Source organism: Acidovorax sp. Leaf73 (assembly GCF_916855635.1).
Classification (GTDB): Bacteria; Pseudomonadota; Gammaproteobacteria; order Burkholderiales; family Burkholderiaceae_C; genus Acidovorax; species Acidovorax facilis.
The window spans coordinates 981,101-1,006,414 of record NZ_CAKASI010000001.1 but is presented as its reverse complement, the minus strand read 5'-3'; the positions used below and the strand labels follow the sequence as shown (position 1 = coordinate 1,006,414).

At 64.5% G+C, this 25,314-nt stretch carries 29 protein-coding genes; 14 read left to right on the top strand and 15 right to left on the bottom strand.

Annotated features, from left to right (window positions below):
* Positions 1 to 41 precede the first annotated feature (41 nt).
* Positions 42 to 842: an SDR family NAD(P)-dependent oxidoreductase gene (locus LPA35_RS04725; RefSeq protein WP_228895388.1), complete on the top strand. Its 801-nt coding sequence runs from the start codon at positions 42 to 44 to the stop codon at positions 840 to 842.
* A gap of 75 nt (positions 843 to 917) precedes the next feature.
* On the opposite strand, the gene LPA35_RS04720 is transcribed toward LPA35_RS04725, so the two are convergent.
* From LPA35_RS04720 to LPA35_RS04705, 4 genes are read right to left on the bottom strand one after another with little or no spacing between them, the layout of a single operon-like run.
* Entirely contained in the window at positions 918 to 2,342 is a 1,425-nt protein-coding gene (locus LPA35_RS04720; protein ID WP_228895386.1) for an MATE family efflux transporter, read from the bottom strand.
* Positions 2,326 to 2,829 (bottom strand): MaoC family dehydratase, encoded by a 504-nt coding sequence (locus LPA35_RS04715; protein WP_370641367.1) that lies wholly within the window; start codon positions 2,827 to 2,829, stop codon positions 2,326 to 2,328. Before LPA35_RS04715 ends, LPA35_RS04720 begins: the two co-directional genes overlap by 17 nt.
* 40 nt (positions 2,830 to 2,869) lie before the next feature.
* Positions 2,870 to 4,129 carry an MFS transporter gene (locus tag LPA35_RS04710; protein ID WP_121420192.1) on the bottom strand — a complete coding sequence of 420 codons (1,260 nt, stop codon included), beginning with the start codon at positions 4,127 to 4,129 and terminating at the stop codon, positions 2,870 to 2,872.
* Complete coding sequence (locus tag LPA35_RS04705) at positions 4,119 to 4,598, bottom strand: MarR family winged helix-turn-helix transcriptional regulator (protein WP_228895383.1); 480 nt, start codon at positions 4,596 to 4,598, stop codon at positions 4,119 to 4,121. The genes LPA35_RS04710 and LPA35_RS04705 overlap by 11 nt, the downstream gene beginning before the upstream one ends.
* Before the next feature lie 74 nt (positions 4,599 to 4,672).
* Between LPA35_RS04705 and LPA35_RS04700 the strand changes: the two genes are divergently transcribed.
* Together LPA35_RS04700 and gloA are read left to right on the top strand one after the other, a co-directional pair.
* Positions 4,673 to 5,224, top strand: coding sequence for a PaaI family thioesterase (locus tag LPA35_RS04700; protein WP_121508683.1), 552 nt, complete (start codon positions 4,673 to 4,675; stop codon positions 5,222 to 5,224).
* A complete protein-coding gene (gene gloA, locus LPA35_RS04695) occupies positions 5,221 to 5,634 on the top strand; it encodes a lactoylglutathione lyase (RefSeq protein ID WP_228895382.1) in 414 nt (137 codons plus the stop codon). The genes LPA35_RS04700 and gloA overlap by 4 nt, the downstream gene beginning before the upstream one ends.
* Before the next feature lie 128 nt (positions 5,635 to 5,762).
* Here gloA and LPA35_RS04690 read toward each other — a convergent pair whose 3' ends face one another.
* Positions 5,763 to 6,287, bottom strand: coding sequence for an OmpA family protein (locus LPA35_RS04690; RefSeq protein ID WP_228895380.1), 525 nt, complete (start codon positions 6,285 to 6,287; stop codon positions 5,763 to 5,765).
* Positions 6,288 to 6,399: 112 nt separating this feature from the next.
* Between LPA35_RS04690 and LPA35_RS04685 the strand changes: the two genes are divergently transcribed.
* Complete coding sequence (locus tag LPA35_RS04685) at positions 6,400 to 6,993, top strand: gamma-glutamylcyclotransferase (RefSeq protein ID WP_228895378.1); 594 nt, start codon at positions 6,400 to 6,402, stop codon at positions 6,991 to 6,993.
* A 99-nt stretch (positions 6,994 to 7,092) separates the two neighbouring features.
* Positions 7,093 to 7,620: a superoxide dismutase family protein gene (locus LPA35_RS04680; protein ID WP_228895376.1), complete on the top strand. Its 528-nt coding sequence runs from the start codon at positions 7,093 to 7,095 to the stop codon at positions 7,618 to 7,620.
* Between the two features lie 92 nt (positions 7,621 to 7,712).
* On the opposite strand, the gene LPA35_RS04675 is transcribed toward LPA35_RS04680, so the two are convergent.
* Together LPA35_RS04675 and LPA35_RS04670 are read right to left on the bottom strand one after the other, a co-directional pair.
* A complete protein-coding gene (locus LPA35_RS04675; protein WP_228895373.1) occupies positions 7,713 to 8,276 on the bottom strand; it encodes an NTP transferase domain-containing protein in 564 nt (187 codons plus the stop codon).
* A gap of 83 nt (positions 8,277 to 8,359) precedes the next feature.
* Positions 8,360 to 9,127, bottom strand: coding sequence for an SDR family NAD(P)-dependent oxidoreductase (locus LPA35_RS04670; protein WP_228895372.1), 768 nt, complete (start codon positions 9,125 to 9,127; stop codon positions 8,360 to 8,362).
* 100 nt (positions 9,128 to 9,227) lie between these two features.
* Here LPA35_RS04670 and LPA35_RS04665 point away from each other — a divergent pair, with 100 nt between their 5' ends.
* Positions 9,228 to 10,136, top strand: a complete 909-nt coding sequence (locus tag LPA35_RS04665; protein ID WP_228895370.1) for a LysR family transcriptional regulator — start codon at positions 9,228 to 9,230, stop codon at positions 10,134 to 10,136.
* A gap of 29 nt (positions 10,137 to 10,165) precedes the next feature.
* Here LPA35_RS04665 and LPA35_RS04660 read toward each other — a convergent pair whose 3' ends face one another.
* The 3 genes from LPA35_RS04660 to LPA35_RS04650 all read right to left on the bottom strand — a co-directional run bounded on the left by LPA35_RS04660 (position 10,166) and on the right by LPA35_RS04650 (position 13,674).
* The gene (locus LPA35_RS04660) at positions 10,166 to 12,436 is read right to left on the bottom strand and encodes a xanthine dehydrogenase family protein molybdopterin-binding subunit (protein ID WP_228895368.1); all 2,271 of its coding nucleotides are present in this window, start codon (positions 12,434 to 12,436) and stop codon (positions 10,166 to 10,168) included.
* 22 nt (positions 12,437 to 12,458) lie between these two features.
* On the bottom strand, positions 12,459 to 12,920 hold the full coding sequence (locus tag LPA35_RS04655; protein WP_055401911.1) for a (2Fe-2S)-binding protein: 462 nt from the start codon (positions 12,918 to 12,920) through the stop codon (positions 12,459 to 12,461).
* A 181-nt stretch (positions 12,921 to 13,101) separates the two neighbouring features.
* Complete coding sequence (locus LPA35_RS04650) at positions 13,102 to 13,674, bottom strand: TetR/AcrR family transcriptional regulator (protein WP_121506399.1); 573 nt, start codon at positions 13,672 to 13,674, stop codon at positions 13,102 to 13,104.
* Between the two features lie 149 nt (positions 13,675 to 13,823).
* Between LPA35_RS04650 and pdxH the strand changes: the two genes are divergently transcribed.
* The 7 genes from pdxH (at position 13,824) to LPA35_RS04615 (ending at position 19,188) form a co-directional block, all read left to right on the top strand.
* Entirely contained in the window at positions 13,824 to 14,462 is a 639-nt protein-coding gene (gene pdxH, locus LPA35_RS04645) for a pyridoxamine 5'-phosphate oxidase (RefSeq protein ID WP_228895365.1), read from the top strand.
* Between the two features lie 45 nt (positions 14,463 to 14,507).
* Positions 14,508 to 14,903, top strand: coding sequence for a VOC family protein (locus LPA35_RS04640; RefSeq protein ID WP_228895363.1), 396 nt, complete (start codon positions 14,508 to 14,510; stop codon positions 14,901 to 14,903).
* 138 nt (positions 14,904 to 15,041) lie between these two features.
* Entirely contained in the window at positions 15,042 to 15,635 is a 594-nt protein-coding gene (locus LPA35_RS04635; RefSeq protein ID WP_121420177.1) for a TetR/AcrR family transcriptional regulator, read from the top strand.
* A gap of 297 nt (positions 15,636 to 15,932) precedes the next feature.
* Positions 15,933 to 16,226 carry a hypothetical protein gene (locus tag LPA35_RS04630; protein ID WP_228895361.1) on the top strand — a complete coding sequence of 98 codons (294 nt, stop codon included), beginning with the start codon at positions 15,933 to 15,935 and terminating at the stop codon, positions 16,224 to 16,226.
* A 121-nt stretch (positions 16,227 to 16,347) separates the two neighbouring features.
* Positions 16,348 to 17,349, top strand: a complete 1,002-nt coding sequence (locus tag LPA35_RS04625; RefSeq protein ID WP_228895359.1) for an NADP-dependent oxidoreductase — start codon at positions 16,348 to 16,350, stop codon at positions 17,347 to 17,349.
* Between the two features lie 113 nt (positions 17,350 to 17,462).
* Positions 17,463 to 18,167: an SDR family oxidoreductase gene (locus LPA35_RS04620; RefSeq protein WP_218301097.1), complete on the top strand. Its 705-nt coding sequence runs from the start codon at positions 17,463 to 17,465 to the stop codon at positions 18,165 to 18,167.
* A 49-nt stretch (positions 18,168 to 18,216) separates the two neighbouring features.
* Complete coding sequence (locus LPA35_RS04615; RefSeq protein WP_228895357.1) at positions 18,217 to 19,188, top strand: alpha/beta fold hydrolase; 972 nt, start codon at positions 18,217 to 18,219, stop codon at positions 19,186 to 19,188.
* Positions 19,189 to 19,238: 50 nt separating this feature from the next.
* Here the strand turns inward: LPA35_RS04615 and LPA35_RS04610 are convergent, their stop codons facing one another.
* The 5 genes from LPA35_RS04610 to LPA35_RS04590 all read right to left on the bottom strand — a co-directional run bounded on the left by LPA35_RS04610 (position 19,239) and on the right by LPA35_RS04590 (position 24,475).
* Entirely contained in the window at positions 19,239 to 20,195 is a 957-nt protein-coding gene (locus tag LPA35_RS04610; RefSeq protein ID WP_228895354.1) for an AEC family transporter, read from the bottom strand.
* Positions 20,196 to 20,393: 198 nt separating this feature from the next.
* Complete coding sequence (locus tag LPA35_RS04605) at positions 20,394 to 21,494, bottom strand: ABC transporter ATP-binding protein (protein ID WP_370641351.1); 1,101 nt, start codon at positions 21,492 to 21,494, stop codon at positions 20,394 to 20,396.
* A gap of 1 nt (position 21,495) precedes the next feature.
* Positions 21,496 to 22,887, bottom strand: coding sequence for a HAMP domain-containing sensor histidine kinase (locus tag LPA35_RS04600; protein ID WP_228895350.1), 1,392 nt, complete (start codon positions 22,885 to 22,887; stop codon positions 21,496 to 21,498).
* Positions 22,884 to 23,609 (bottom strand): response regulator transcription factor, encoded by a 726-nt coding sequence (locus tag LPA35_RS04595; RefSeq protein WP_228895348.1) that lies wholly within the window; start codon positions 23,607 to 23,609, stop codon positions 22,884 to 22,886. Before LPA35_RS04595 ends, LPA35_RS04600 begins: the two co-directional genes overlap by 4 nt.
* A gap of 305 nt (positions 23,610 to 23,914) precedes the next feature.
* Positions 23,915 to 24,475 (bottom strand): hypothetical protein, encoded by a 561-nt coding sequence (locus tag LPA35_RS04590; protein WP_228895346.1) that lies wholly within the window; start codon positions 24,473 to 24,475, stop codon positions 23,915 to 23,917.
* A gap of 191 nt (positions 24,476 to 24,666) precedes the next feature.
* Between LPA35_RS04590 and LPA35_RS04585 the strand changes: the two genes are divergently transcribed.
* Complete coding sequence (locus tag LPA35_RS04585; RefSeq protein WP_228895344.1) at positions 24,667 to 25,242, top strand: Crp/Fnr family transcriptional regulator; 576 nt, start codon at positions 24,667 to 24,669, stop codon at positions 25,240 to 25,242.
* Positions 25,243 to 25,314: the final 72 nt, after the last annotated feature.

Genomic DNA, 25,314 nt, shown 5'->3' with positions numbered 1-25,314 from the left:
CCGGCTCCACCCTCCTCCCCCACCCGCTACCATCCACGACCATGAATCCTACAAGCCCCGCCCCATCCCTCCGGTCTTCCATTCACTTTGGCCACACAGGTCGCGTCTGTATCGTTACCGGTGGCGCGCAAGGCATTGGTGAAGCCTGCGTCCGCCGGTTTGCAGTTGAAGGCGCCAAACCGGTGATCGTGGATGTGGACGATGCACGCGGCCAGGCCCTGGCTGCGGAACTGGGCGCGCTGTATGTGCGCTGCGACGTAGGCGACAAGGCGCAGGTGGATGCGCTCGTCGCCCAGGTGCTGGCCGCCCACGGGCGCATCGACGTGCTGGTGAACAACGCGGGCATCTTCCGCGCGGCGGATTTTCTGGAAGTGACCGAGGCCGACTTTGATGCCGTGCTGCGGGTCAACCTCAAGGGCTCGTTCCTCGTCGGGCAGGCCGTGACGCGGGCCATGGTGGCTTCGGGTGGCGGCTCCATTGTCAACATGAGCTCGGTCAACGGTGTGCTGACCATTCCCAATATCGCGAGCTACAACGTGAGCAAAGGCGGCGTGAACCAGCTCACGCGCGTGATGGCGCTGGCGCTGGCCGACAGGAACATCCGCGTGAACGCCGTGGCGCCCGGCACCATCGCCACCGAGCTGGCCGCCAAGGCCGTGCTGACCAGCGATGAGGCCAAGAACAAAATCATGAGCCGCACGCCCATGAAGCGGCTGGGCGAGCCGTCCGAGATTGCCGACGTGGTGGCCTGGCTGGCCAGCGACGCCGCCAGCTATGTGACCGGCGAGATCGTGACCGTGGATGGTGGCCGCATGACGCTGAATTACACCGTTCCGGTCTGATTCAACGAAAAACTACCAAATTGATAGCTACTAGCGCTTGATGGGTAAGCGCTAGCAGCAATTCTGGCTATATTTCTACGCCTGTGGCATGCGCCGCAGCAGGCCCGCCATGCTGCGTGGCCAGCCGACCGGACCGAACCAGGCGCCACCTGCAATCGCCCAGGCGTTGACCACGCCGTACAGCACCAGCGCCACGGCTTGTGCGGCAAACACCGCCGCCAGACCACCACCCCAGCGCAGCGCCAGCCAGCCGCCAGTCACGGCCACCGCCAGGCGCGTGATGTTGCCGATGACGGGCCAGAGCAGGCGCCCTGCCCCTTGCGAGGCAAAGTACAGCACCAGGCCCAGGCCGAAAAAGCCATACACCGGCCCGACGGTACGCAGATACAGCGCGCCCGCCTCCAGCATGGCGGGGTCGCTGTTGAAAAGCGACAGCCACGCATGGGGAAAGGCCGCCGCCCACAGACCAATCGCCTCGGCCATTACAAAAGCCATGGCCGCGCCGATCCAGGTGGCGCGCAGGGCGCGCTCACGCTGGCCCGCGCCGATGCAGGTGCCGACCATGGCCACCAGCGGCGCACCCAGGCCAAATACCAGGGGCACCAGCAGGTACTCAAGCCGCGATGCGGTTCCATACCCGGCAATGGCCGCCGTGCCAAAACCGCCGACCAGCGCGGTGGTCACCCCAATCGCTACATTGGTGGCCACGGTCGACACGGTGCCCACCAACCCGACCCGCAGGATGTCCTTGAACAGCACCCAGCGAAACCGGATGTGCGCCAGCGATGGCCGCAGCAGGCTGCGCGGCGACCACAGATAGGCGGCCAGCACCACGCTGCCGATCAGGTAGTACGCCATCAGCGCCATGGCACCGCCGGCAATGCCCAGGCCGGGCACGGGGCCCCAGCCAAAGATCAACAACGGTGACAGCGGCACCAGCACGAAGGCGCCCAGCACCGTGACATAGGCTGGCACGGCCATGTTGCCCGTGCCCCGAATGACGGCCGAAAGCGTGTTGAACAGCCACACCAGAAACGCGCCCGCAAACACCCAGTTGGAATAGACCAGCGCCGCAGCCAGCGCGCCGCCGGTGCCGCCCATGCGGGTGTAGAGCCAGCGCCCTCCTCCCACCACGCCGACTGTAAAGATCAGCGAGAACACCGCCGCGATGACCAAGGAGTGCAGCACCAAGGCGTCGGCATCGTCCCGTCGCCGAGCGCCCAAGGCACGCGCAATGGCCGACGCAATGCCGCCGCCCATGGCACCGGCGGAAGTCATCTGCATCAGCATGACGACCGGGAATACCAGCGCCATGCCGGCCAACGCATCGGTGCCCAGCTTGCCGACAAAGTAGGTCTCGATGAGCCCGACGCCCGCTTGCGCCAGCATCACCAGCACATTGGGTGCGGCCAGGCGCAGCAGCGTGGGGGCGATGGGCGCCTCCAGCAGCATGCGGGTGCGGGGGTTCAGTGCATCGGTCACATCAAGCCCCTGCCCCATCGACCGCAGGCTTGCGCGGCACCACGATGCGCACGGTAGACAGCTGCAGCACATCGCCATGCTGGTTGCGGGTCTCACTGCGCACCGTGACCATGCCGCGATCGGGCTTGGACTTGGAGGGCTGTATCGCCAGCACCTCGCTCACCACATGCAGCACATCGGTGGCGCGCGTGGGCCGGGGCCAGCTCAGCTCGCCCCCCGCCCCGATGATGCCGCCCGCAATGGGCAGTCCGCTGGTCACCTGCAGGCGCATGGTCACGGCCGCCGTGTGCCAGCCGCTGGCGGCCAAGCCGCCAAACAGCGTGTCACGCGCGGCGGCGTCATCCAGATGAAACGGCTGCGGGTCGAACTGGGCGGCAAAGCTGGTGATCTGCGCTTCATCCATGGCGTGTTCGCCACTTTTGAACTGGTCGCCCACGGCCAGGTCGTCCAGATAGATCGGAGATTTTCCTGCCATGGAGGCGCTGCGGGCGTGGATGTCCGTCATGTCATTGGCTTTCATTCAAGGGGATGGATGCCTTGTGGGCTCAGGCGGCGGAGGCGGCCCGGCGCGCCAATCGCGCCTCGCGGATCGGCAGATTGATCAGTGCCGCGCCCACGGCCAGCACGATGTCGATGTACCAGACCCAGTCATAGCTGCCCGTGGCCTGGAATACGCTGCCGCCCAGGTAGGCGCCAAAAAAGCCGCCAACCTGGTGCGACAGCATCACGATGCCGAACAGCATGGCCATGTTGGCCGTGCCGAACATCTTGGCCACCAGCCCGGCGGTGGGGGGCACGGTGGAGAGGAACGTCACACCCATCACGGCGGCGAAGATCAGCACCACCATGGGTGTCTTGGGTGCGAACAAGAAGACCAGCACCGCCAGGCCGCGCGTGGCGTACAGCAGTGCCAACAGCGACTTCATGCGCCAGCGCCCTACCGCCCAGCCCATGGCCAGGCTGCCGACAATGTTGAACAGCCCGATGACAGCCAGCGCCCAGCCGCCCACCTCGGGCGCCAATCCACACGCCGCAATCACCCCTGGCAGGTGCGTGGCCAGGAAGGCAACGTGAAACCCGCATACCAAGAAGCCCACCGCAAGGTACCGGTAGCTGGGCGTTGCCAGCGCCTGGGCAATGGCCTCGCGCGCGGTCAACGCCTTTTGGCCGGACGCAGCCGCAGCCTGCGCAGCCAGCGCGTTGGAATTGCCCTTGAGCACCCACACCGCAGGCAGCGCCAGCAGCACCAGCACGCCCAGCCACTGCATGGCACTGGCCCAGCCCACGGCAGCGGTCAGGCTGATGGCAATGGGCGCCATCACAAACTGCCCGAACGATCCCCCCGCGTTCACGATGCCACTGGCCAGCCCGCGCTTGCTGGCGGGCACCAGCCGCGCCGTGGCCGCCATCAGCACCGACGGCCCGGCCATGCCCGCGCCGCCTGCGGCCAGCACGCCAATCGCAAAAATCAGCCCTGCCGTGGTCGTCATGTACGGCGTGATGAAAGTGCCCAGCGCCACCAGCGCCACGCCCAGCAGGATCACACGGCCCGTGCCAATGCGGTCGGCCACAGCCCCTGCAAACGGCTGCGTCAGCCCCCACCACAGCTGGCCAAACGCAAAGGCCAGGCTGATGCTGCCAATGCCCAATGCCGTGGAGGTGTTGAGCGCCGACAGGAACAGGCCCATGGTCTGGCGCGTGCCCATGGTGAGCGCAAAGGCGCCAGCGGCGGCCAGCAGCACGAGCCACAGTGCCAGTGGCGCGACGGACTTGGCTGCGACCGGAGGGGTGTCGTTATTCGTCATGCCCAGCCTCCTGCACTGGCAGTGCTGCCAGCAAATCGAGCGAGTCGTCCACCAGCGCATGCAGCGCCATCACGCGTTCCACGCCCAGCGTTTCATTCAGCGCGAGTTGCGCAGCCTTCCAGTGGCGCTGCGCCTCGGCACGTTTTTCGCGACCTGCGTCGGTGATGTGGGCCAGGCGGCTGCGAGCATCGGCGCCCGCCTCCAACGTGACCCACCCTGCATCCACCAGAGGGCGCAGGTTACGCGTCAGCGTGGACGCATCCATCTTCATGGCCACCGCCAGGTCGCCCGGGCGGATAGGCCCCAGCGTGAGCACATGCGATAGCAGCGAATACTGCGTGGTCTTGAGCCCGCACTTCGCCATTTCGGCGTCGTAGTGAGCGGCTACGCGGCGCATCAGCTGGCGCAGCTTGAAGTTGGTGCAGCCCCGCGGCAGCACGGGGGCCAGGGTGGTTGGTTCGGCTTGCATGAATTTAATTGTATCTGCAATAATTGCATATGCAACTCATGCATGTAAACCCCGCCAACAACCCGGACGCCCCCATGACACAGCACAACCAACTGGAACATTGGCTTGCACAAGAGCGCGACATCCTCGCCACCCTGGACGCAGGACCCGGCCCTGGCGTGGCCCGGCGCGAGCAGATCGCCCACCTGAACGGCCTGCAGCAGATGCAGGCCATGCTGCGCGGCGAACTGCCCTACGCCGCCATCGCCAAGACGCTGGACTTCTTGATCGTGGAAGTGGGCGAAGGCACAGCCATCTTCCAGGGCACACCCCGCGCTGAGCACCTCAACCCCATGGGCACCGTGCACGGCGGCTGGTTTGCCACCCTGCTCGACTCGGCCCTGGGCTGCTCCATCCATACGCGCATGGAACCCGGGCGCGGCTACACCACGGCCGAGCTGGGCATCAACCTGGTCAAGGCCATCACGCCCAAGGTGCAGCGTGTGCGCGCCGAAGGCCGGGTGATCCACAGCGGGCGCCAGTTGGCCACGGCCGAAGCGCGCCTCGTGGGGCCGGACGGCACGCTGTATGCCCACGCCACCACCACCTGCCTGGTTTTTGACATGCCTGCACAATCGAAGGGATGAAATTCCTCCACACGATGCTGCGCGTTGGCAACCTTCAACGCTCGATTGATTTCTACACCAACGTCCTGGGCATGCAGCTGCTGCGCCAGTCCGAGAACCCCGAGTACAAATACTCGCTGGCCTTCCTCGGTTTCGAAGGCGGCAACCCCGCCCAGGCCGAGATAGAGCTGACCTACAACTGGGGCGTGGAAAGCTACGAGATGGGCACCGCCTATGGCCACATCGCCCTGGGTGTTCCGGATGCTTACGCGGCGTGCGAGAAGATCAAGGCCTCGGGCGGCAACGTGACGCGCGAAGCGGGCCCGGTCAAAGGCGGCACGACGGTGATCGCGTTTGTGACCGACCCGGATGGCTACAAGATTGAATTGATCCAGCGCACCGAGGTGGCTGGTGGCGCAGGCTTGCGTTAACCATCACTATTAAATAGATAGCTACTAGCGCATGATAGATAAGCGCTAGAGGCAAATTTGACTCAATAAAAAACCCGGCACTGCCGGGTTTTTTATGGAGCGACCTGCTGCAGGTCATTACGCAGGCATCAAGCGCCCAGTGCCACTTCCACGCGGCGCGCTTCGGCATTGCTGCCGGTGGCGGTGGTTTCTTCAGGCTTCTTCAGCTCGATCTTGTCTTCCGCCACGCCCAGGGCCTTGAGCGCATCGCGCACTGCAAAGGCGCGTTGCTTGGCCAGCTCGGCGTTCAGGGCTGCGTCACCCGTGGCGTCGTGAAAGCCCGAGATCACAGCCTTCTTGCCCTCGGCCACACCCTTGACCACGTCGGCCAGGGCTTCGTTGGCGCCAGCCGCCAGCTCGGCCTTGGCAGTGGCAAAGTAAAACTTCACCACGCCGTTTTCGACGCGCACGCTGGCGGCGTCGTCAGCGACTGCGGCCGCTGTTGTAGCTGGCGCGCTGCTTGCAACGGCCGTTGCAGCAGGCTTGGAGGCACCCGAAGCGCCCACGCGCTTGACCACCACGGTGCCGACCACCACCGAGATCACCAGCGCAATGAGTGCGAACAGGAAACCCAGGGCAAAACGTTGTTGGCTATCGTCGTCAGAACTAGACATTGGAGATTCCTGCAGTGATTAAGAAAAAGAATGGATGCTGGGGCCGTAGCGAAACCCGTAAACACAAGTCCCCAGAGCGTTAAAGCAAAGCTTTCGATTGTAGAGTGAACCCATGACGAACCTGCCCGCCCCGCTGCGAGATCCGGCCCCCATGCTGGAGCGCGCCCTGAACGAATGGGGTGGTCACGAAGACCTGTGGATCTTTGGCTACGGCTCGCTCATCTGGCGCCCGGACTTCGACTATGCCGAGCGCCGCCCGGCCAAGGTGCATGGCTGGCACCGGGCGCTCAAGATGTGGAGCCGCATCAACCGGGGCACGCCCGAATGCCCAGGCCTGGTGTTCGGCATGTTGTCGGGCGGCAGTTGCCGGGGCATGGTGTTCCGTGTGGACAAGGCGCATGCGCGGCAGGTCATGATCAACCTGTGGCAGCGAGAGATGATCACCGCCGTGTACGACCCGCGCTGGCTCACCTGCCACACCCCGCACGGCCCGGTGCGCGCGCTGGCCTTCACCCTGTCGCGCAAAAGCCCCAACCACACGGGCGAGCTGCCCGACCAAGAGTACTGCCGTATTTTTGAGCAGGCCTGTGGGCGCTATGGCACCACGCGGGACTACGCCCAGGCCACGTATGACGAGCTGCGCAGGCACGGCATCCATGACCGGGCCCTGGCCCGTTTGATTGCGCTGGCCCAAAAAGAGGCATAGTGCACATCTTTGCTGGACGCGCATGGGCCCGACGGGGAGACTGCGCCTCGGTGCCAGGTTAAATACCGGGTGGTTTCATTGTTCTAAGGAGTTTGAGTCATGAAGATCCGTTTCGCTTTTGTCCTGTCATCCGTTACGGCGCTGGCCTTGGCGGGCTGTGCAGCCTATACCTCAGGGCCCAGCGCCTCCGCCAAACTAGAACCCACGCGCGGCAACACCACCGCTGGCACGGTCACATTCGTGCAGTCGGGCGACGTGGTGAAAGTGTCTGGCTCCATCACCGGCCTCAAGCCCAATGCCGAGCACGGCTTTCATGTGCATGAAAAAGGCGACTGCAGCAGCGGCGACGGCATGAGCACCGGCGGCCACTTCAACCCAGGCGGCAAATCCCACGGCCACCACGGCATGGGTGATCACCACACGGGCGACCTGCCCAGCCTCAAGGCCGATGCCAATGGTGTGGCCAGTTTCAGCTTTGAGTCGCGCACGATCCGCGTCGGCAGCACGGCCAATGACATCGTCGGCAAGGGCCTGATCGTGCACCGCGACCCGGACGACTACAAGACCCAGCCCACTGGCAACGCCGGTCCCCGTCTGGCCTGTGCGGTCATTGCCGCCAAGTCATAAACAAAGAGGCTGCTACGGGCTCCTGGGCCTGAACCGCCCCTCCCCCGCAACCCGCCCGCCAGAGATGGCCGGCGGGTTTGGTTTTTGGCAGATCAGGCCGGTGGACGGCTGGCAAGGAGGCGTTCGGCGCGCGCCAGATCCTGCACGGTGTCAATGTCCGTCACCGTGCCCTCGTCCTCCACCGCCAGGGTTTGCACCTGCCCTTGCTGAGCAAACTTGCGCACCACGCTGGCGGCACCTTGCTCGCCCGACAGGGCCAGCAGATCCGGCAAGCACTGCGCAGCAAATCCCACGGGGTGGCCGCGCTCGCCGTGAAAAAACGGCACCGTCACCGCCCTCTTCGCCACGGCCTGGGCCAGCATTTGCAGGGTGTCAGGCCGCACCAGAGGCAGATCTCCCGGCAACACCAGCCAGCCTGCCGCATGGAACGTGGCCCGCACCGCCGCCGCAATCGAATCGCCCATGCCCGGATGGCCCACATCCTCCAGGTGCCATGCCAGCCCGCTGGCGCGCACGGCGGCCAGCGTGTGCTCCAGCACCGGTACCCCCGCCAGCAATGCGCGCAGCTTGTGCACCTGCCCGCCCGATGCCACAAACCGATCGCCCCGGCCGGAGGCCAGCACCAGGACCACGGGAGACGAGGGATCGAGAGACATGGAGATAGGACCTGCGTTGGACAATGAACCGTGCGGCGCACAGCGGGCGAGATTCTAGGCCGTCCGCCGCACTGCGACGGGACTCAAGCCAGCGTATACCCGCCATCCACAACCAGGTTGTGCCCGCTCACAAAGCTGGCTGCATCCGACAGCAAAAACAGCACCGGCCCCGCCATCTCGGCCGGGGCTGCAGGGCGGCCCGACACCGAGGCTTGCAGTGTGTTGCGCATCGCATCCTCGTTGCCAAAGGCGGCCAGCGCCATCGGCGTGACCGTGGGTCCCGGGCTCACGGCGTTCACGCGGATGCCTTGCTGAAAATACTCCATCGCCGCATTGCGCGTGAGGCCCAGGGCCGCGTGTTTGCTGGCGGTATAGGCGCTGATGCCGTTGAACCCCACCTGGGACGAGATGGACAGGTTGTTCACGATGGCCCCGCCACCCGTCTTCAGCATTGCGGCAATCTGGTGCTTCATTGCATAGAAGATGCCCAACGTGTTGGCCTGCAGCACCGCCTGCACGTCCGCTGCATTCAGGGTGTGCAAAGGGCCTGCGACCCCCAGGGCGCCTGCGTTGTTGAAGGCGCCGTCCAGGCGGCCAAAGTGCTGCACTGTGGCCTCGACACTGCGCTGGACGCTGGCCTCATCGGTCACATCCAGGGCCATCACCCAGGCCTGTCCACCGGCGGCACGTACCCGCTCGGCCACCGCTTCGCATTCGGCCGTGCGGCGCGCGGCCAGCACCACATTGGCTTTGTGGCGCCCCAGCGCCACGGCGGTTTCGGCGCCAATGCCCGAAGACGCTCCGCTCACCAGATAAGTTTTTCCGGCCAGATTCCACTCGCTGTTTTGCATGTTTTCTCCTGTGGTGTTGCAAATCAGCGGGAAGCTTATTGTTGAAAATGGAATATATAAATGGCCTGAAAATGCACACATCAATGAACTGATTTCAACAATGAGCCTGGACCTCGCAGATCTCAAACTCCTGAGCACCATCGCCCGCCACCTGAACTTTCGGGCCGCCGCGCAAGAGCTGGGCCTTTCAGCCTCGGCCATCAGCCATGCCGTGCGTTCGCTGGAGGAGCGGCTGGGCGTGCGCATGTTCAGCCGCACCACGCGCAGCGTGGCGCTGACGCCAGCCGGGCGCCAGTTGCTCGATCGTGTGGGGCCCGCCTTGCAGGATATTGCTGCTGCCATTGACGACATCAACGTGTTCCGCGACACCCCGCAGGGCCTGCTGCGCATCAATGCACCGCGCTCGGCGGGCGATTTGGTGCTGGGGCCGCTGGTTGCACAGTTTCTGGCGCAGCACCCGCAGGCCGAGGTCGAGTTGGTGCTGGACGACGGGTTGGTCGACATTGTCGAAGGTGGCTTTGACGCAGGCGTCCGCTACGGAGAACGCCTGCAGCAGGACATGGTGGCCCTGCCATTGGGGCCGCAGCAGCAGCTGATGGTGGTGGCGTCCCCTGCCCTGCTCGCGGGGGTGGGTGCGCCGCGCAACCCGCGCGATCTGATGCAGATGCCCTGCGTGCGCATCCGCTTTCCGAGCGGAGCGCGCTATGCGTGGGAGTTTGAAAAGGCCGGCGAAAAGATCGCGGTGGATGTGCAAGGCCGCCTGACCGTGGGCGACATGCCGCTCATCCTGCAGGCGGCCTTGGCGGGCGTGGGGTTTGCGTACCTGTACGAACCCTACGCCCGCGAGGCCCTGGCCAGCGGCGCGCTGGTGAGCGTGCTGGACGACTGGTGCCCACCCATCCCGGGCTTCTACCTGTACTACCCCAGCCGCAGGCAGCCCACGGCCACCCTGCGGGCGTTTCTGGAGCTGGTCAAGATGGCCGCTGCATCAGGAGCACCCGGGGGGTGAGGCACCCGCCCCCCGGATGCACGCTGCACTCAAGCCAGCTTGAACGGCAGCTCGCGCGGCGTTTTGCCCGTTAGTTGGGCAATGGCATTCGCAAACGCAGGTGCCAGCGGCGGCAACCCAGGCTCGCCCATGCCCTTCGGTGGATCAGCGCTCGGCACAATGTGCACCGTCACCTGGGGCATGTCGGTGATGCGCGGCACGGCGAAGTCGCCAAAGTTGCTTTGCTCCACCACGCCGTCCTTCAGCGTGATGGCGCCGCCGGGCAGGCACATCGACAGGCCCATCAGCGCCGCGCCCTGCACCTGGGCTTCCACGCTTTTGGGGTTGACCACCAGATTGCAATGCACGCCGGCCGCGATGCTGTGCAGCTTGGGCGTGCCGTCCTTGACGGACGCCTCGACCACATAGGCCACCACCGACTCGAACGACTCGTGCACCGCCACGCCCCAGGCGCGGCCAGCAGCCAGCTTCTTCTTGCCATAGCCCGACTGGGCCACGGCCAGTTGCAATGCGGCCTTGTGACGCGGGTGTTTGTCGCCCATCAGGGCCATGCGGTAGGCCACGGGGTCTTGCTTGGTGGTGCGCGCCACTTCGTCGATGAGGGTTTCCATGGCATAGGCCGTGTGGGTGGAGCCCACACTCCGCCACCACAACACCGGCACATTCACGTCGGGGTGGTGCACCGACAGTTTCATGGGCACGTTGTACGGCTCCTTCATGCCCTCCACGGCCGTCGCATCGATGCCGTTTTTGACCATGAAGGCCTCGAACGGCGAGCCCTTGGTGATGGATTGGCCGACGATGGTGTGGTCCCACGCCAGGATCTTGCCTTGTGCGTCGAACCCGATCTCGGCGCGGTGCACGTGCATGGGGCGGTAGTAGCCGCCCTTGATGTCGTCCTCGCGGCTCCACAGCGTGCGCACCGGGGCGGTGATGCCCGCTGTGCGCGCCGCCTTGGCCACGCCGCAGGCCTCCACCACGTAGTCGCTGGTGGGAATGGCGCGGCGGCCAAAGCCGCCACCGGCCATCTGGGTGTTCACCTTGATGTTCTGCGGCTGCAGGCCCAGCGTCTTGGCGGCGGCCATCGCGTCCAGACCGGGCATCTGGGTGCCCATCCAGAGCTCGGCCTTGTCACCATCCAGCTTCACCGTGCAGTTGAGCGGCTCCATGGGGGCGTGCGCCAGGTAGGGGAAGACGAACTCGGCGCTGATCTTGTGCGCAGCGCCAGCCAGCTGCGCCATGTCGGCCTGCATGGCCACGTTGCCGGGCTTGGTGGCCAGCTCGCGGTACTGCGCCAGCAGTGCCGTGGTGTCGGGCTTGCCCACCGCGCTGGTGTCCCATTCCACCTTCAGCGCATCACGGCCCTGCTTGGCGGGCCAGTAACCATCGGCCACGATGGCCACGCCCTCGCCGCCCCGGTCGGTGGGCACGCGCAGCACGGCCTTCACGCCCTTGATGGCTTTGGCGGCACTGTCGTCCAGCGACTTCAGCTTGGCGCCGAACACGGGTGGGCGCGCCACCACGGCCGTGAGCATGCCGGGCAGGCGCACGTCAATGCCGTAGTCCTGCTGGCCGCTCGACTTGGCCTTGGCGTCGAGCCGGCCCGTGGGCTTGCCGATAAGACGGAACTGCTTGGGGTCCTTCAAGGTGACCTTTTCAGGCACGGGCTGCTTCATGGCCGCTTCGGCCAGTGCGCCGTAGCCCAGCTTCTTGCCCCCGGGGCCGACAACGAAGCCGTTGCTGGTGCGCAGTGCCGAGGCATCCACGCCCCACTGCGCGGCAGCGGCCGAGACCAACATGGCCCGGGTGCGCGCGCCCAGTTCGCGGTACTGGGTGTAGGAGTTTTTGATGGAGTTGGAGCCACCCGTGAGGTGCATGCCCATCATCGGGTCGGCATAGGCCTGGTTGGCATCGCCGTGCACGCTGCGCACCTTGCTCCAGTCGGCATCCAGCTCTTCGGCCAGGATCATGGGCAGGCCGGTTTGCACGCCCTGGCCAAAGTCCAGGCGGTTGATGGTGACGGTGACCGTGCCATCGGCGTCGATACGGACGAAGGCTGAAGGCTGCTCGAACGGCTTGAGGCCTGCGGCCGCTGCCCCGGCGCCCTGCGCGCTGGCCACCAGCGGAAACGCACCCAGCGCAAAACCGGATGCCGCAGACACCTTGAGGAACGTGCGGCGCGCCACGCCTTCGTGGGAGGCTGCGTCTGCTTCTGTATTGATAGCGCCTTGCGCCTGATTCATAAGCGCTACCAGGCCTTTTGGCATATGGGCGCGGGCGGTTTGAGCGTCGAAATGCATAGTGTTCTCCTGCTCGGTGTTCTTAGGCCAGAGTCTTGGCAGCGTCATGGATGGCCGCGCGGATGCGCACGTAGGTGCCGCAGCGGCACACATTGCCCGCCATGGCAGCGTCAATGTCGGCGTCGGTGGGTTTTTTCTTGCCCTGCAGCAGTGCGGTGGCGCTCATGATCTGGCCGCTTTGGCAGTAGCCACACTGGGCCACGTCGTGCTTGACCCAGGCAGCGTGCACGGCCTTGCCCACCTTGTCATTGGTGGTCACCGCCTCGATGGTGGTGATCTTCTGGCCTGCCGCCGCCGAAATGGGCGTGATGCACGAACGAATGGGCGCACCGTTCAGATGCACCGTGCAGGCCCCGCACAAAGCCTGGCCGCAGCCAAACTTGGTGCCGGTCATGCCCAGCGTGTCGCGCAGGGCCCAGAGGATGGGGGTGGATTCATCGGCATCCACAGCCGTATCTTTGCCATTGATGTTGAGGGTGGGCATCGTGGGGTTCTCCGTGGGGAAGGTGTTGTTGTGTGGTGGGAGGCGGTTGAACAGAACGGGATGGTGTCAGCGACGCCATCGGCCATGAAACGGTTGGAGCGTGGTGAGTGGCATTTTTAAGAGAATAAAAATTCGACTAAAAGATCAACCTCGGGTAGACAAATTCATCGCAATCTCCTGCTCAGGCCTTCAGGGCGTCCCAGCACAGCCCAAAAGCCATCTGGTGCACGGCCTCCTCATCGGGCAGCACCTTGGTGCGGATGAGGTTGCCCGTCTCGCGCACAGACCCCACCAGGCTGGCCGTGAGCAGCGGGATGGGCACGGCCTTCAAGATCTCTTGCTGCTGGCCCTCTTCCATCAACGCAAAAAACCCAGCCATCAGGCGGGTCGAGAATTCGCGGTTGCCCTCGGTGAACCAGGGCGAGTTGTAGTACTGCTCCTGAAACACCACCTCGGCATACTGGTCCAGCCGGTGGCGCAGCAGGTTGCCCCAGGCGCGCCGCACGCGGGCGCGGTAGGGCATGCCGGGCACGATGCCCTCCATAATGCGCGCGGCCGTGACCGTCTTGGCATCCTGGTAGAGCTGGCTGATGAGTTCATCCTTGGACGGGTAGTACACATACAGCGTGCTGGTGGCAATGCCCGCCGCGCGGGCAATATCGGCCAGGGTCAGGCCGCTCAGGCCCGTCTGGGCCACCAGTTCGAAGGTGGCCTGGGCAATGGCACGCTGCTTTTCGTCGTCTTTGGGTTTCATCGGTGGGGCAATATAAGCGAATAGTTATTCGACGACAACCAGGGCCACCGAAGACCCCACGTTACCCGGATCCCGCCCGACCGTCGCCCTCTTTGCAGCCTGCCCGCCGTGGCTGGCAACCGCCCTGCCCTCGCATGCACAATTGGCCCATGACCACCTCCATCGCCGACCTTCGCAAGAGCTACGAGCGCGCCGAACTCAACGAAGACGCCTCGCACGCCGCCCCCCTGCTGCAGTTTGACCAGTGGCTGAAAGAAGCCATCAATGCCGAAGTGCCCGAGCCCAACGCCATGACCCTGGCCACCGTGGGCAGCGACCTGCGCCCCAGCACCCGCATCGTGCTGATCAAGGGCTATGACGAGCGCGGCATCGTCTGGTTCACCAATTACGACAGCCGCAAGGGCCGCCAGATTGCTGGTAACCCCTACGCAGCCCTGCAGTTCCACTGGGTAGAGCTGGAACGTGTGGTGCGCATCGAGGGCGTGGTGGAAAAGGTCAGCGATGCTGAGAGCGACGAATACTTCAACAGCCGCCCGCTGGATTCGCGCATCGGCGCCTGGGCCAGCCCGCAAAGCCAGGTGATTTCTGGCCGGGGCGTGCTGGTGGCCAATGCCGCCAAGTACGGTGCGCAGTTCATGCTGAAGCCACCCCGCCCGCCGCACTGGGGTGGGTATCGCCTCAAGCCTGATCAGTGGGAGTTCTGGCAGGGGCGCAAAAGCCGGTTGCATGACCGGTTGCGGTACCGTCTGGATTGCGGCGAATGGATGCGTGAGCGGCTGGCGCCCTGACTGCGGCCCACCCAGGGACAACAACAGACCTGCAAGAGGCCAACGATGTTTTCGCACATCTTCATCGGCGTCACCGACTTCGACCGCGCGCTGGCGTTCTACCAGCCCGTGATGGCAGCGCTGGGCATCGCGCCGCGTTTTGTGGATGCCGCCCACCCTTGGGCCGGATGGCAAAGCCACCCCAATCCGCGCCCCCTTTTTCTCATCGGCCGTCCTTTTGAAGGCGAACACGCACCGGGCAACGGCCAGATGACCGCCTTTGCTGCCAGCACCCGCGCGCAGGTGGATGCAGTGCACGCTGCGGCCCTGGCAAACGGGGGGCATTGTGACGGGCCGCCAGGCCTGAGGCCGCAGTACCACGCCAACTACTACGGCGCGTATTTCCGAGATCCGGATGGGAACAAGCTCTGCGTGGCGTGCCACGACCCCCAAGACGCCTGAGCCCAAGCCACTTCGTCGTATCTTTTCTTCACGTCGCGGCGCCATGAGCATCTCTTGTCCTCAAGAGCCTGCGACTTGGAAAAGCCTTTGGCGGATAAAAATTATGATGGTCATCATAATTCGTGATACAGTGAGGGCATGAAGAACGCAGCCCCATCACGCAAAGAGCTAAGCCATGAGCGCATCGTGGCGGCGGCGGCGCGTGCCATCAGGCGCAATGGATTCAGCGGAGCGGGCGTTGCGGACATCATGAAGGACGCAGGCCTCACGCATGGTGGCTTCTATTCCCACTTCCCTTCTCGGGAGGCGATGCTTGCGGAAGCCACAGACAGAGCGGGCGCAGAAACCGTTGGGCTCGCCGAGTCTGCAGCTGCGTCGGTTCCAGCCGATCAAGCGCTGGAGGCCATGTTGGGGGCCTATTTGTCGGAACAGCATATCAACAATCCGGATGTTGGTTGCCCTATGGCAGCCCTCAGTTCGGAGCTGGCCCGCCAAGCCCCCGAGGTGCGGCGTGCAGCCACCCGGCGAATGAAAGAAATGGTGGATGTGATCGCACGACAGTTGCCCACCTGGGGTACACCAGAAGCCCACGAGCGAGCACTTTTTCTGGTTGCCACCATGGTGGGAGCCGTTTCCCTGGCGCGCGCCGTAGACGATCCTTCGCTGGCTGGAAGGCTCAGCAAAGCTGCTTTCAAGTACGCCCGCTCCAGTGGTGAAGAGTCGCAAAAATAGCTTCCATTTTTTTGGGGGTTAAATTATGATGAACATCATATTAGAAACTGAGGTGAATTGGAAAAGTCGAAAATCAGCCTATCGAGGGCTTGTTCTCTGGCCTGTTTCGGCGTTCTTGTTTGTGCGGAAATATGATGATCATCATGAAATCTTTTAGCCGTCGAACTTTGAAACGCCCTATTGATTGCCTTGACCACCAACCCTTCCACAGCAAACCACGCTGAGTGACTCGCCGAAAAGCCTGGCATTCAGCATTTTCCGAGGCGCGTGAGCCTCATTTCCTAGGAGATATCTACCATGAACACCTTCTCTCGCTTTCTCTCCGTCGCAGTAGCCGCAACGCTCACCTCAGTCGGCGCACAGGCTTCTGAGTTGGACCCGGCGCAATTTGCCACCCAGTTTGAGGGCAACCGCACGCGGGCTGAAGTCGCCGCGGAAGCTGCACAAGTACCCATGACTCGAAGCCAGATTCCTTCGGGCTCCAAAGCCGAGTCTTACAAGTCTGTGGCTGACCGCGCAGCCATCCGGGCACAGGCGGCAGATGCAGTCCGTACTGGCCAGATCTCCTCTGGCGAGACTGGCGCGCGCTAACTTGACGAAGGTGATGCGGTCCTTGTCTCGATCTGAAATATGACGAAAATCATATAAACACAATTTGATCGTCGCCAGTGGGCCGTTCACCAACCTGGATACGCCAGGAGTAAGGAAAACCATGAAAGCATTTGTCATTGATCGCTACAGCAAAAAAGGGGATCTTCGATTGGCCGAGCTGTCAACCCCGGAGCTGCGCGACGACGAAGTCCTGGTCCAGGTCCACGCTGCGGGTGTGAATCTTCTGGACTCGAAGATCCGCAGTGGAGAGTTCAAGCTCATCCTGCCTTACAAACTGCCCCTCGTCTTGGGCCACGACGTGGCTGGCGTGGTCACCCAGGTGGGCCCCCGCGTGCGGCAGTTCAAAGTGGGTGATGAGGTCTACGCACGGCCGGACGACTTTCGCATCGGTACGTTTGCTGAATTTGTGCCGGTGAAAGAGGCCTCGCTGGCGCTCAAGCCAAAGAACATCACCATGGAAGAAGCAGCGTCCCTTCCCTTGGTGGCGCTGACGGCTTGGCAGGCGCTGGTCGAGAAGGCCCAAATCAAAAAGGGCCAGAAGGTCTTTATCCAGGCGGGCTCTGGCGGCGTGGGGACCTTTGCCATCCAGCTGGCCAAGCATCTTGGTGCCACGGTGGCCACGACCACCAGCACGGCCAATGCCGCACTGGTGAAGGCCCTGGGGGCCGACGTCGCGGTGGACTACAAGACGCAGGATTTTGAGGACGTATTGCGCGACTACGACGTCGTACTGAACAGCCAGGACGGCAAGACCCTCGAAAAATCCCTGCGAGTGCTCAAGGGCGGTGGAGAGCTCATTTCCATTTCCGGCCCGCCGGATCCCGATTTCGCAAGCGCGATCAGGGCGTCCTGGTTCGTGAAGCTGGTCGTGCGGCTGCTGAGTGCAGGCGTCAGGCGCAGGGCATTGGCGCGCCGGGTCGGCTATTCGTTCCTTTTCATGAGGGCCAACGGAAGTCAGCTGCGCGAGATCACGCGCCTGGTGGAGGCCGGGGTGATACGGCCTGTGGTGGACCGGGTCTTCTCGTTTGAGTCCACCAACGACGCACTGGCCTATGTCGAATCCGGCCGCGCCAAAGGCAAGGTCGTGATCAAGGTGCGGTAGTCACCCAAAAAGCCAATCAGAGCAAAGCCAAGCAGGGCCCAAGGCAGACATGGCCCGCCTGGCTTGGCTTTGCCCTGCGCAACGAAATCTTGATTTTTGAACTGGAGCTTTTTATGAAGATTGAAAACGCCGTAGCCCTCGTGACGGGCGCCAACCGTGGCATTGGGCTGGCCTTTGCACGTGAACTCTTGAACCGGGGTGCCCGCAAAGTCTATGCAGCCGCCCGAGATCCGGCCTCCGTCACCCTGCCCGGTGTGCAGGCGCTGAAACTTGATGTGACGAAGCCCGACGAAGTCGCCAATGCCGTCGCCCAGGCCGGGGATGTGACCTTGCTCATCAACAACGCGGGCATCGCCCAGCCAGGGGGATTTCTCGCTGACGACAGCGAAGAAGTCGCACGCCGCATCTTCGAGACCAACTTCTTCTCCGTGCTGCGCATGAGCAAGGCGTTTGCGCCCATCCTGAAGGACAACGGGGGCGGTGCCCTGCTGAATGTGCTGTCGGTCGCCTCCTGGGTGAACGGCGGAGAGCTGGCCGCCTACTCCGCCAGCAAGTCTGCCGCCTGGTCGCTCACCAACGCGCTGCGCAACGAGTTGCTGGCCCAGAAAACCCAGGTGCTCGGCCTGCACATGGCGTACGTGGACACCGATCTCACCCGGAGCTTCGATGTACCCAAGTCGAGCCCTGAAAAAATCGTCCAGCGTGCGCTGGACGGCCTTGAAGCGGGTCTGGATGAAGTCCTGGCGGACGAACTCACCATGCTGGTCAAAAACGGCATGACCGCGCCCACGCCGACCTACCTGCACCCCATGGGCTGAGTAAGCCCCGATACCCGCCCCTGTGTCTTTGGCCTACCGAAAGCCCGCCATGAACCCCATCCTGAAGAAAACGGCAGCGGCGCTGCTTGCGCTGGCTGCCCCGTTTGCATCCACTCCATCACATGCCCAACAGGCCGTGCCTGGGGGCACCAGGCGCGCCGCGCCAGTAGCCAGCCCAGAGCGGCCAACCTGGGCCACTGCGCCCACCCAGTCCATCTCTGCGGGCGGGCTGGACTTTGCCTACCGCGAACTGGGCAAGCACCACGGCGGGACGCCGCTGATTCTGCTGGTCCATCTGGCGGCGGTGCTGGACAACTGGGACCCCCGCGTGGTGGACGGGTTTGCCGCCCAGCGCCACGTGATCGCGTTCGACAACCGGGGCGTGGGTGCATCCAGCGGCTCGCCATCCAACTCCATGGAGCAGATGGCCGATGACGCGATCACTTTCATCAAGGCCAAGGGCTACCAGCAGGTGGATCTGTTCGGCTTCTCGATGGGCGGAATGATTGCCCAAGAGATCGCCTTGAAGGAGCCCGATCTGGTTCGCAAAATGATTCTCGCTGGCACCGGCCCAGCTGGGGGCGAGGGCATCAGCTCCGTTGCAGGGGTGGCCAATCTGGACCTTTTGCGAGGCTTTTTCACGGGCCAGGACCCCAAGCAGTTCCTGTTCTTCACCCGCACGCCCGGCGGCATCGAAGCCGGCAAGGCTTTCCTGAAACGGCTCTCGGAGCGCACAGACAACCGTGACAAGGACATCACCGTGAGCGCCTACGTGGCCCAGTTGCAGGCCCTGAGCGCCTGGGGCAAGAAGGCGCCTGCCGATCTCTCCCAAATCAGGCAGCCGGTGCTCGTTGTCAACGGTGACAACGACCGGATGGTCCCGACGATCAACACGCACGACCTGGCACGGCGGCTACCCAACAGCCAACTGATCATCTATCCCGACGCGGGTCATGGCGGGGTTTTCCAGTTCCACGCCGAGTTCGTCATGAAGGCGCTTGGATTTCTCGCCGTACCCTGACCGACAAGCGGCAGCAGAAAACCGCCGAGCAGATCATCAGCCCATCAAATTCAGCCCACCACCCACCGCGTCACCGCCAAAATCACCACCGGCATCGTGACCAACGCCAGCGCCGTAGACACCGCCACACTCGCCGTCACCTCATCCTCGGCCACCGCATAGCGCTGCGCAAACAGGAACACGTTGGCCCCCACCGGCAGCGATGCCGCCACGATCATCACCGCCAGCGGCATGCCCGACAGGCCCAGTGCCCAGCCCAGGGTGGCCAGTACGATGGGGTGCACCACACACTTGACCAGCGCAATGCGCAGGGCGGCCTTGAAGTGGTGGCCGACCTTGGTAAACGCCAGCGTCACCCCCACCAGCAGCAGCGCAATCGGCCCCAGCGCCTGGCCCAGCAGCAGCAGGGGTTTGTCAACCACCTGCGGCACCACCAGCCCGGTCTGCGCAAACAGCAGGCCCGCAATGATGGGCAGCGGCACCGGGTGCACGATACCGTTGCGCACGGCCTGCAGCACGGTGCGCCAAATGGGCTGCTGCGCGGAGCCCTCCCGGCCTGCATGCTCGCGCGCGGCGGCCAGTTCAAACACCACGGTGGCGGCGGTCAGCAGGATGAGCGAGTGCACCGAGATCAGCGTGAACAGCGTGACCAACCCCGCATCGCCAAACACCAGGCCCACCAGCGGCACGCCGATCATCAGCGTGTTGCTGAAGGTGTTGGCCAGCGCCCGCGCCGCGCCCAGGCTGGTAAAGCCCAGCACCGCCAACGTGGCCGTGTACACCACGCCAAACGCCACAAAGTAGATCCCCACGGGGCCGAAGTTGAGGTCTTCGATGTGCACCGTGCTCATGGTGCGAAACAGCAGCGCGGGCGTGAGCACCATGAACACGAGGTTGGCCAGGTCCTTCACCGCTGCGGCCCGAATCCAGCCGCGCCGCCCCACGTAAAAGCCGATGGCGATGAATAGGATGACGGGGATCAGCGAGGTGAAAACGGGAGAGTTCAAGGTGAAAAACCGGTGGCCGTGCGGTGGTGGAGGCCCGTATTGTGGCCCGGGTCACCACGCCGGCATCCGCTGGTCACTATTGTTTTTGTAGCTGCTTGCGCTTATCCATCAAGCGCCAGGGCCCATTTTTGCTTGCATATTTCATGCCCGGCAGTCGGTGTGCCGGTGCGTGGTGGATTGTCCGAGCCATAGGGCATCTCACCCCGCCACCACCGACACCCCGTGGTCTGCCAGCGTCAGGCTCACCGGTGCGCCCACTTCCAGCGGCAGCTCCACCTGGGGCGAAACCACAAAGATCTCGCCCAGCGCGCTCGCAAAGGTGTATTCCATGACACTGCCCAGGTAGGTGCGTTTGGTCAGCCGGGCGGCCAGCCCGCTGGAGGTTGCGGGGCCTATGACCCAGGCTTCGGGCCGCACGGCGATCTTGACCGGGCCGGGGGCGAGGGATGCTGGCGATGGCACGCGCAAAGGGCCGAGCCGGGCATGGCTGCCAGCCGCCGGGCTTTCCCCATCTGCCAGATTGAGCGCATGGATGTGCCCCTCGAACAGCATTGCCTCGCCCATGAAGCCCGCAACAAACTCGGACGCGGGCTGCTCATACAGCGTGCTGGGCGCGCCGCACTGGGCGATGGTGCCTTTGTCCATCACCACAATCTGGTCGCTGACCGCCAAGGCTTCACTCTGGTCGTGGGTCACATAGACCACCGTCAAGCGCAGGCGCTGCTGCAGGGCGCGGATCTCTTCGCGCATGGCGCGCCGCAAGCGGGCGTCCAGGTTGGACAGCGGCTCGTCAAACAGCAGCACGGCGGGCTCCAGCGCCAGCGCCCGGGCCAGGGCCACGCGCTGTTGCTGCCCCCCCGAAAGTTCATGGGGCCTGCGCAGGTCCAGGCCCTGCAGGCCCACGGTGTCGAGCATGGCGCGGGCCTTGTCGCGCACCTGCGGCGGGCGCAGGTGCAGCCCGTGCAGGCCGTAGCACACGTTGTCGATCACGTTCAGGTGCGGGAACAGTGCATAGCTCTGGAACACCAGGCTCACATTGCGCTGCGCCGGGCCAAGGGTTGTCACGTCCTGCCCGTCGATGAAGATGCGGCCTGCAGTGGGCGATTCGAGCCCGGCAATCATCCGTAGCGTGGTCGTCTTGCCGCAGCCCGATGGCCCCAGGATGGTGGTGAGCGTGCCACGGGGCACCACAAAGCTGATGTGGTCCACCACCATCGGCGCGCTGGGCAATGGTCCGTACCGCTTGCTGACATCCCGGAACTCGATGCCATGCGCGGCAGATGACTGCTTCACGGACATCTCAACCTTCCCAGGCAACAACGGCATCGACACCGATGACCTGCCCTGCGTCCATGCGGTTGAACAGCATGACCTGGGCGCCCATCGCCTCGGCAATCTGCCGGCAGATCGACAACCCCAGCCCCACCCCGCCCTGCCCTGCCGAAAACGGCTGGAACAACCGTTGTCGCACGGCGTCGTCAATGCCAGGGCCTTCGTCCCACACCAGCAGTTCGCGCCGCCCGGTGCTGTTGCGCAGCAGCACCCCCAGCCGCCCATGCACGGGCGTGTGGTGGATGGCGTTGGCCAGCAGGTTGCGCATGAGCTCGCCCAGCAGCGCCGCGTCGCCGGGGGCCCACAGCGTATCGGGGCCTTCCAGCGCAAAGTCCAGCCGCTTGGCGGCGATCAGTGGCGCCAGCTCCATCACGGCCTCGCGGGCCATGGCGTTCAAATCAACGCTGGGCAGCTCGCCCATGCGCTGAAGCTGCTCCACCTTGCTCAGGCTCAGCAGCTGGTTGGCCAGGCCCGAGGCGCGGTCTACCGTGTGCAGCATCTGCTGCAGCGCATCGGCCACCAGCACATCGCCCGCAATGGCCGACTGCAGCTGCGTGCGCAGCACCGCCATGGGGGTGCGCAGCTGGTGCGTAGCGTCGGCCAGAAAACGCCGCTGCTCCTCGATCCATCGGCTCTGGCTTTGCTGCAGTTCGCCAAAATGCTGCACGGCAGGCGCCAGCTCTGACGGGCCTTCGTAGCCCTGACCGGTGCCGCCTGCACCTGGCTGGGTTGGCGGAGTGAGTGACACATCCGCGTGCAGCAGCCAGCCCGACGCGACGCGCGCCAGCACCATCGCCACCGCCGTCATGGCCAGGGCCAGCAGAACCACAGGGCGCAAACCCGCGCCTTCACCCATCAGGCGGGCCACGCTGGGCAGGCGTTCGCTGAACGGCCGCGCCACCTGGCGCACCACCGGCGGGGCGGCGCCCTGCCCGCCCCCAGCCACCGCCGGCTGGTGCAGCGTGGCGGCCACGCGCACCAGTTGGTCGCCCACCTGCGCCAGGTAAAAGTGCACGCTGCCCTGCCCTTGCACGGCCTCAGAGGGCGGTACACGCGGCAGGTCGGCGCTGCCCGCCAGGCGCTCGCCGTCCAGGCTGCTTTCGCGGAACCAGACCGCAGGGGCTTGCTCCATGGCGGATGCACCGGCCTGCGGCTGCAACACCGTCGGCCAGGTTGTCAGCGCCCTGTGCAGCACGGCATCTTGCGCGGCTGCGTTGTGCCGTACCTGCTGCACCACCTGCACCGTGGCAACCAGGGCCACCAGCGCCCACAGCGGCACGAGCAGGCCCACCAGAATCAGCCGCTGTAGCGATCCGCCGCGCGGGCGCCAGGGCCAGCGCTGCCACCACGGCGTGTTCACCGGAGCGCCCCGCCCTTCTCGGTCTTGTCGACCTTGTCGCCTTTTTGGGCAGCCATGCTGTCAGCATCACACAGCAGGTAGCCCACGCCGCGCAGGGTCACGATCTCGGCATTGGTGCCCACCAGCTTCTTGCGCAGGCGGTGCACCACCACCTCCACCGCATCGGCCTGCACCTGCTCATCGGTGTTGGCAAACACCTGGGTGCGCAGCTCTTCCTTGCTCACCACGCGGTCGATGCGCGACATCAAGAGGCGCAGCAGCTCCGCCTCACGCTGCGACAGCTCCAGCGGCAGTGCCTCGTTGTAGAACGCGCCGCTGGCCGGGTCGCGGTGGAGCGCACCACAGCGCAACTGCCCGTCGCGCCCCACCCGGCGTGTCAGGGCCCGCAGGCGCGCCACCAGCTCGTCCAGGTCAAACGGCTTGGCCAGGTAGTCGTCCGCCCCCGCCTCCAGCCCTGCCACGCGGTCGGTGACGGCCGCACGGGCCGTGAGCGCCAGCACGGGCGTGGTGCTGCCGCCATCGCGCAGGCGCCGCAGCACCTCCAGCCCGTCCAGACCCGGCAAAGACAGGTCCAGCGTGATCACATCAAAGGCCGTGCGCCGCGCCGCCGCCAGGGCCTCCTTGCCGTCGGCGCAGCACAGCACCTCAAAACCGCGCGCCACGAGGCTGCGGCTCAGGGCACCGGCCAGATCAAAATCGTCCTCGACCAACAGCAGTTTCATGCCCCGATCATGCCGCCTGCGCTGGGCCCCGGCCACTGTGGTTGTACGGAGGGGGCGTGAAAGGAAGGCGAAAGCGTGAGAGGACGACGCGAATGAAAGCTCGTGCCCTGAGTTGGAGGTTCGTTGATGAAATAAAGATGTCGAAATCGTCGCCAGGCAAGGCGCAAGCCACAGCGGTAGCCTTAGCTATCGCGAGGATTTGCAACGCAGTATGGCGGCGATTCTGGGCGTCTTTATGAAGTGAATTTCCAACTCAGGACACTTGGGTGCCTCGCTCCAACCAGCGGTGAACGGGTTGTAAGAACTCAATGGTGCCCTTTGTGCGCCGGGCGTGTTGCAGGCGAAGGCTCTGAGCCCGCAGCGTAGCCGCGCAGGGCGGAATACCGCTGGATCTGGTCACTGTGGAGCAGCGCGGTTTGCGCAAGGTGCGTGCGCAAATGCTCTTCGCGCAAGCGCGCCTGGCGTTGTCCGATTTCGCCGGTCAGTGCCGATAGCCTCGCGGGGTGGATCGTGCCCGTTTTGAACGCCTCATCCAGTGCCTCTTCCGAGGCGATCAGGGCCGCTCCGAGCTTTCGCGCGGCCTCCTTGTGCGCGTGCAGCAAGGCGGTTGTGGCCGTTCTCTGCTGGTCGGTCAACGCCAGCGCGTCTGCGTGCTCCAGAACGTGGGCTGGTCCGGGGTAGCCGTTCAGCTCGGCCGCCTTGGCCAAACCCATGCCCTGCCCCTGCAACAGATCTGTCACGTCCTGGTCAGACAACGATTTGATGGCGCGTTTTTGCTGGCCGGCATAGGGCGCAGGCTCGGCGGTGGCGAGATGGGCAGCCAATGCCAGTGCAATGTACCCCGCCGTCTTGATCAGTGCGGGCATGTGGCCCCTACCCTGTGGTGACCGGGCGCCTGTATTGCGTAGCTGAACTCTTGCTGTCATGGTCATGGCCCACGTTGTTGTGATTACCGTGGGCATGCTACGAAGAAGGTCGCCCTGAACGATATGATTTTGGTCATATGAAAAAAGCGATAGGTGTGGGTGTGTCCGGCTCGGGAGCCGATTTTCCATGGATGCGGCTGATGCCCCCAAGCCTGCGCGAACTGGCAAAGGCGCGGCAATTCGCAGCACACCACGCCGTCTTTCAAACTGGCAATCCTGTGTGCAGCATTTACCTGGTGGCCACGGGTGAAGTGCGCCTCGTTCGCTTCAGCCGCAACGGCGGCGAAGTCATCCTTCAGCGATCACGGCAGGGCTTTGTGGCAGAAGCCAGCCTGGACAGCCAGCTTTACCACTGCACCGCGGTAGCGTCCGAGCCCAGCGATCTGCTGGAATTTCCAGCGGATGCATTTCGCACTGCGTTGCACGATTCGTCAGACTTTCGCGCAGCTTGGCTGTTGCAGCTGTCGCAAGAACTGCGCAAGCTTCGTGCGCAGTGTGAGCGGCTGAGCCTGCACAGGGCTGCGGACCGCATTGCTCACTACATCCACGCTGAAGGGGTTGATGGCTGCCTAACCCTGCAGCAGCCTCGAAAGGCCTGGGCCGCCGAACTCGGCCTCACGCATGAGGCCCTTTACCGAACCCTGCGGCGAATGCAGGACGAAGGGCTTATCCACATAAACGGCAACTTGCTTCAGGCCTTGGGCTAGGAGCCCACCACCCGCCCTCCTTCATCGTCCACCTCGGTCTGCAGCACGTGCCACTGACGGGGAGCATCAACA

What these genes read in the sequence shown, in the direction of transcription:
- LPA35_RS04725 (WP_228895388.1), top strand. Translation starts at nt 42, where the DNA reads ATGAATCCTACAAGCCCCGCCCCATCCCTCCGGTCTTCCATTCACTTT.
- LPA35_RS04720 (WP_228895386.1), bottom strand. Translation starts at nt 2,342, where the DNA reads ATGGGGCAGGGGCTTGATGTGACCGATGCACTGAACCCCCGCACCCGC.
- LPA35_RS04715 (WP_370641367.1), bottom strand. Translation starts at nt 2,829, where the DNA reads ATGACGGACATCCACGCCCGCAGCGCCTCCATGGCAGGAAAATCTCCG.
- LPA35_RS04710 (WP_121420192.1), bottom strand. Translation starts at nt 4,129, where the DNA reads ATGACGAATAACGACACCCCTCCGGTCGCAGCCAAGTCCGTCGCGCCA.
- LPA35_RS04705 (WP_228895383.1), bottom strand. Translation starts at nt 4,598, where the DNA reads ATGCAAGCCGAACCAACCACCCTGGCCCCCGTGCTGCCGCGGGGCTGC.
- LPA35_RS04700 (WP_121508683.1), top strand. Translation starts at nt 4,673, where the DNA reads ATGACACAGCACAACCAACTGGAACATTGGCTTGCACAAGAGCGCGAC.
- gloA (WP_228895382.1), top strand. Translation starts at nt 5,221, where the DNA reads ATGAAATTCCTCCACACGATGCTGCGCGTTGGCAACCTTCAACGCTCG.
- LPA35_RS04690 (WP_228895380.1), bottom strand. Translation starts at nt 6,287, where the DNA reads ATGTCTAGTTCTGACGACGATAGCCAACAACGTTTTGCCCTGGGTTTC.
- LPA35_RS04685 (WP_228895378.1), top strand. Translation starts at nt 6,400, where the DNA reads ATGACGAACCTGCCCGCCCCGCTGCGAGATCCGGCCCCCATGCTGGAG.
- LPA35_RS04680 (WP_228895376.1), top strand. Translation starts at nt 7,093, where the DNA reads ATGAAGATCCGTTTCGCTTTTGTCCTGTCATCCGTTACGGCGCTGGCC.
- LPA35_RS04675 (WP_228895373.1), bottom strand. Translation starts at nt 8,276, where the DNA reads ATGTCTCTCGATCCCTCGTCTCCCGTGGTCCTGGTGCTGGCCTCCGGC.
- LPA35_RS04670 (WP_228895372.1), bottom strand. Translation starts at nt 9,127, where the DNA reads ATGCAAAACAGCGAGTGGAATCTGGCCGGAAAAACTTATCTGGTGAGC.
- LPA35_RS04665 (WP_228895370.1), top strand. Translation starts at nt 9,228, where the DNA reads ATGAGCCTGGACCTCGCAGATCTCAAACTCCTGAGCACCATCGCCCGC.
- LPA35_RS04660 (WP_228895368.1), bottom strand. Translation starts at nt 12,436, where the DNA reads ATGCATTTCGACGCTCAAACCGCCCGCGCCCATATGCCAAAAGGCCTG.
- LPA35_RS04655 (WP_055401911.1), bottom strand. Translation starts at nt 12,920, where the DNA reads ATGCCCACCCTCAACATCAATGGCAAAGATACGGCTGTGGATGCCGAT.
- LPA35_RS04650 (WP_121506399.1), bottom strand. Translation starts at nt 13,674, where the DNA reads ATGAAACCCAAAGACGACGAAAAGCAGCGTGCCATTGCCCAGGCCACC.
- pdxH (WP_228895365.1), top strand. Translation starts at nt 13,824, where the DNA reads ATGACCACCTCCATCGCCGACCTTCGCAAGAGCTACGAGCGCGCCGAA.
- LPA35_RS04640 (WP_228895363.1), top strand. Translation starts at nt 14,508, where the DNA reads ATGTTTTCGCACATCTTCATCGGCGTCACCGACTTCGACCGCGCGCTG.
- LPA35_RS04635 (WP_121420177.1), top strand. Translation starts at nt 15,042, where the DNA reads ATGAAGAACGCAGCCCCATCACGCAAAGAGCTAAGCCATGAGCGCATC.
- LPA35_RS04630 (WP_228895361.1), top strand. Translation starts at nt 15,933, where the DNA reads ATGAACACCTTCTCTCGCTTTCTCTCCGTCGCAGTAGCCGCAACGCTC.
- LPA35_RS04625 (WP_228895359.1), top strand. Translation starts at nt 16,348, where the DNA reads ATGAAAGCATTTGTCATTGATCGCTACAGCAAAAAAGGGGATCTTCGA.
- LPA35_RS04620 (WP_218301097.1), top strand. Translation starts at nt 17,463, where the DNA reads ATGAAGATTGAAAACGCCGTAGCCCTCGTGACGGGCGCCAACCGTGGC.
- LPA35_RS04615 (WP_228895357.1), top strand. Translation starts at nt 18,217, where the DNA reads ATGAACCCCATCCTGAAGAAAACGGCAGCGGCGCTGCTTGCGCTGGCT.
- LPA35_RS04605 (WP_370641351.1), bottom strand. Translation starts at nt 21,494, where the DNA reads ATGTCCGTGAAGCAGTCATCTGCCGCGCATGGCATCGAGTTCCGGGAT.
- LPA35_RS04595 (WP_228895348.1), bottom strand. Translation starts at nt 23,609, where the DNA reads ATGAAACTGCTGTTGGTCGAGGACGATTTTGATCTGGCCGGTGCCCTG.
- LPA35_RS04590 (WP_228895346.1), bottom strand. Translation starts at nt 24,475, where the DNA reads ATGCCCGCACTGATCAAGACGGCGGGGTACATTGCACTGGCATTGGCT.
- LPA35_RS04585 (WP_228895344.1), top strand. Translation starts at nt 24,667, where the DNA reads ATGCGGCTGATGCCCCCAAGCCTGCGCGAACTGGCAAAGGCGCGGCAA.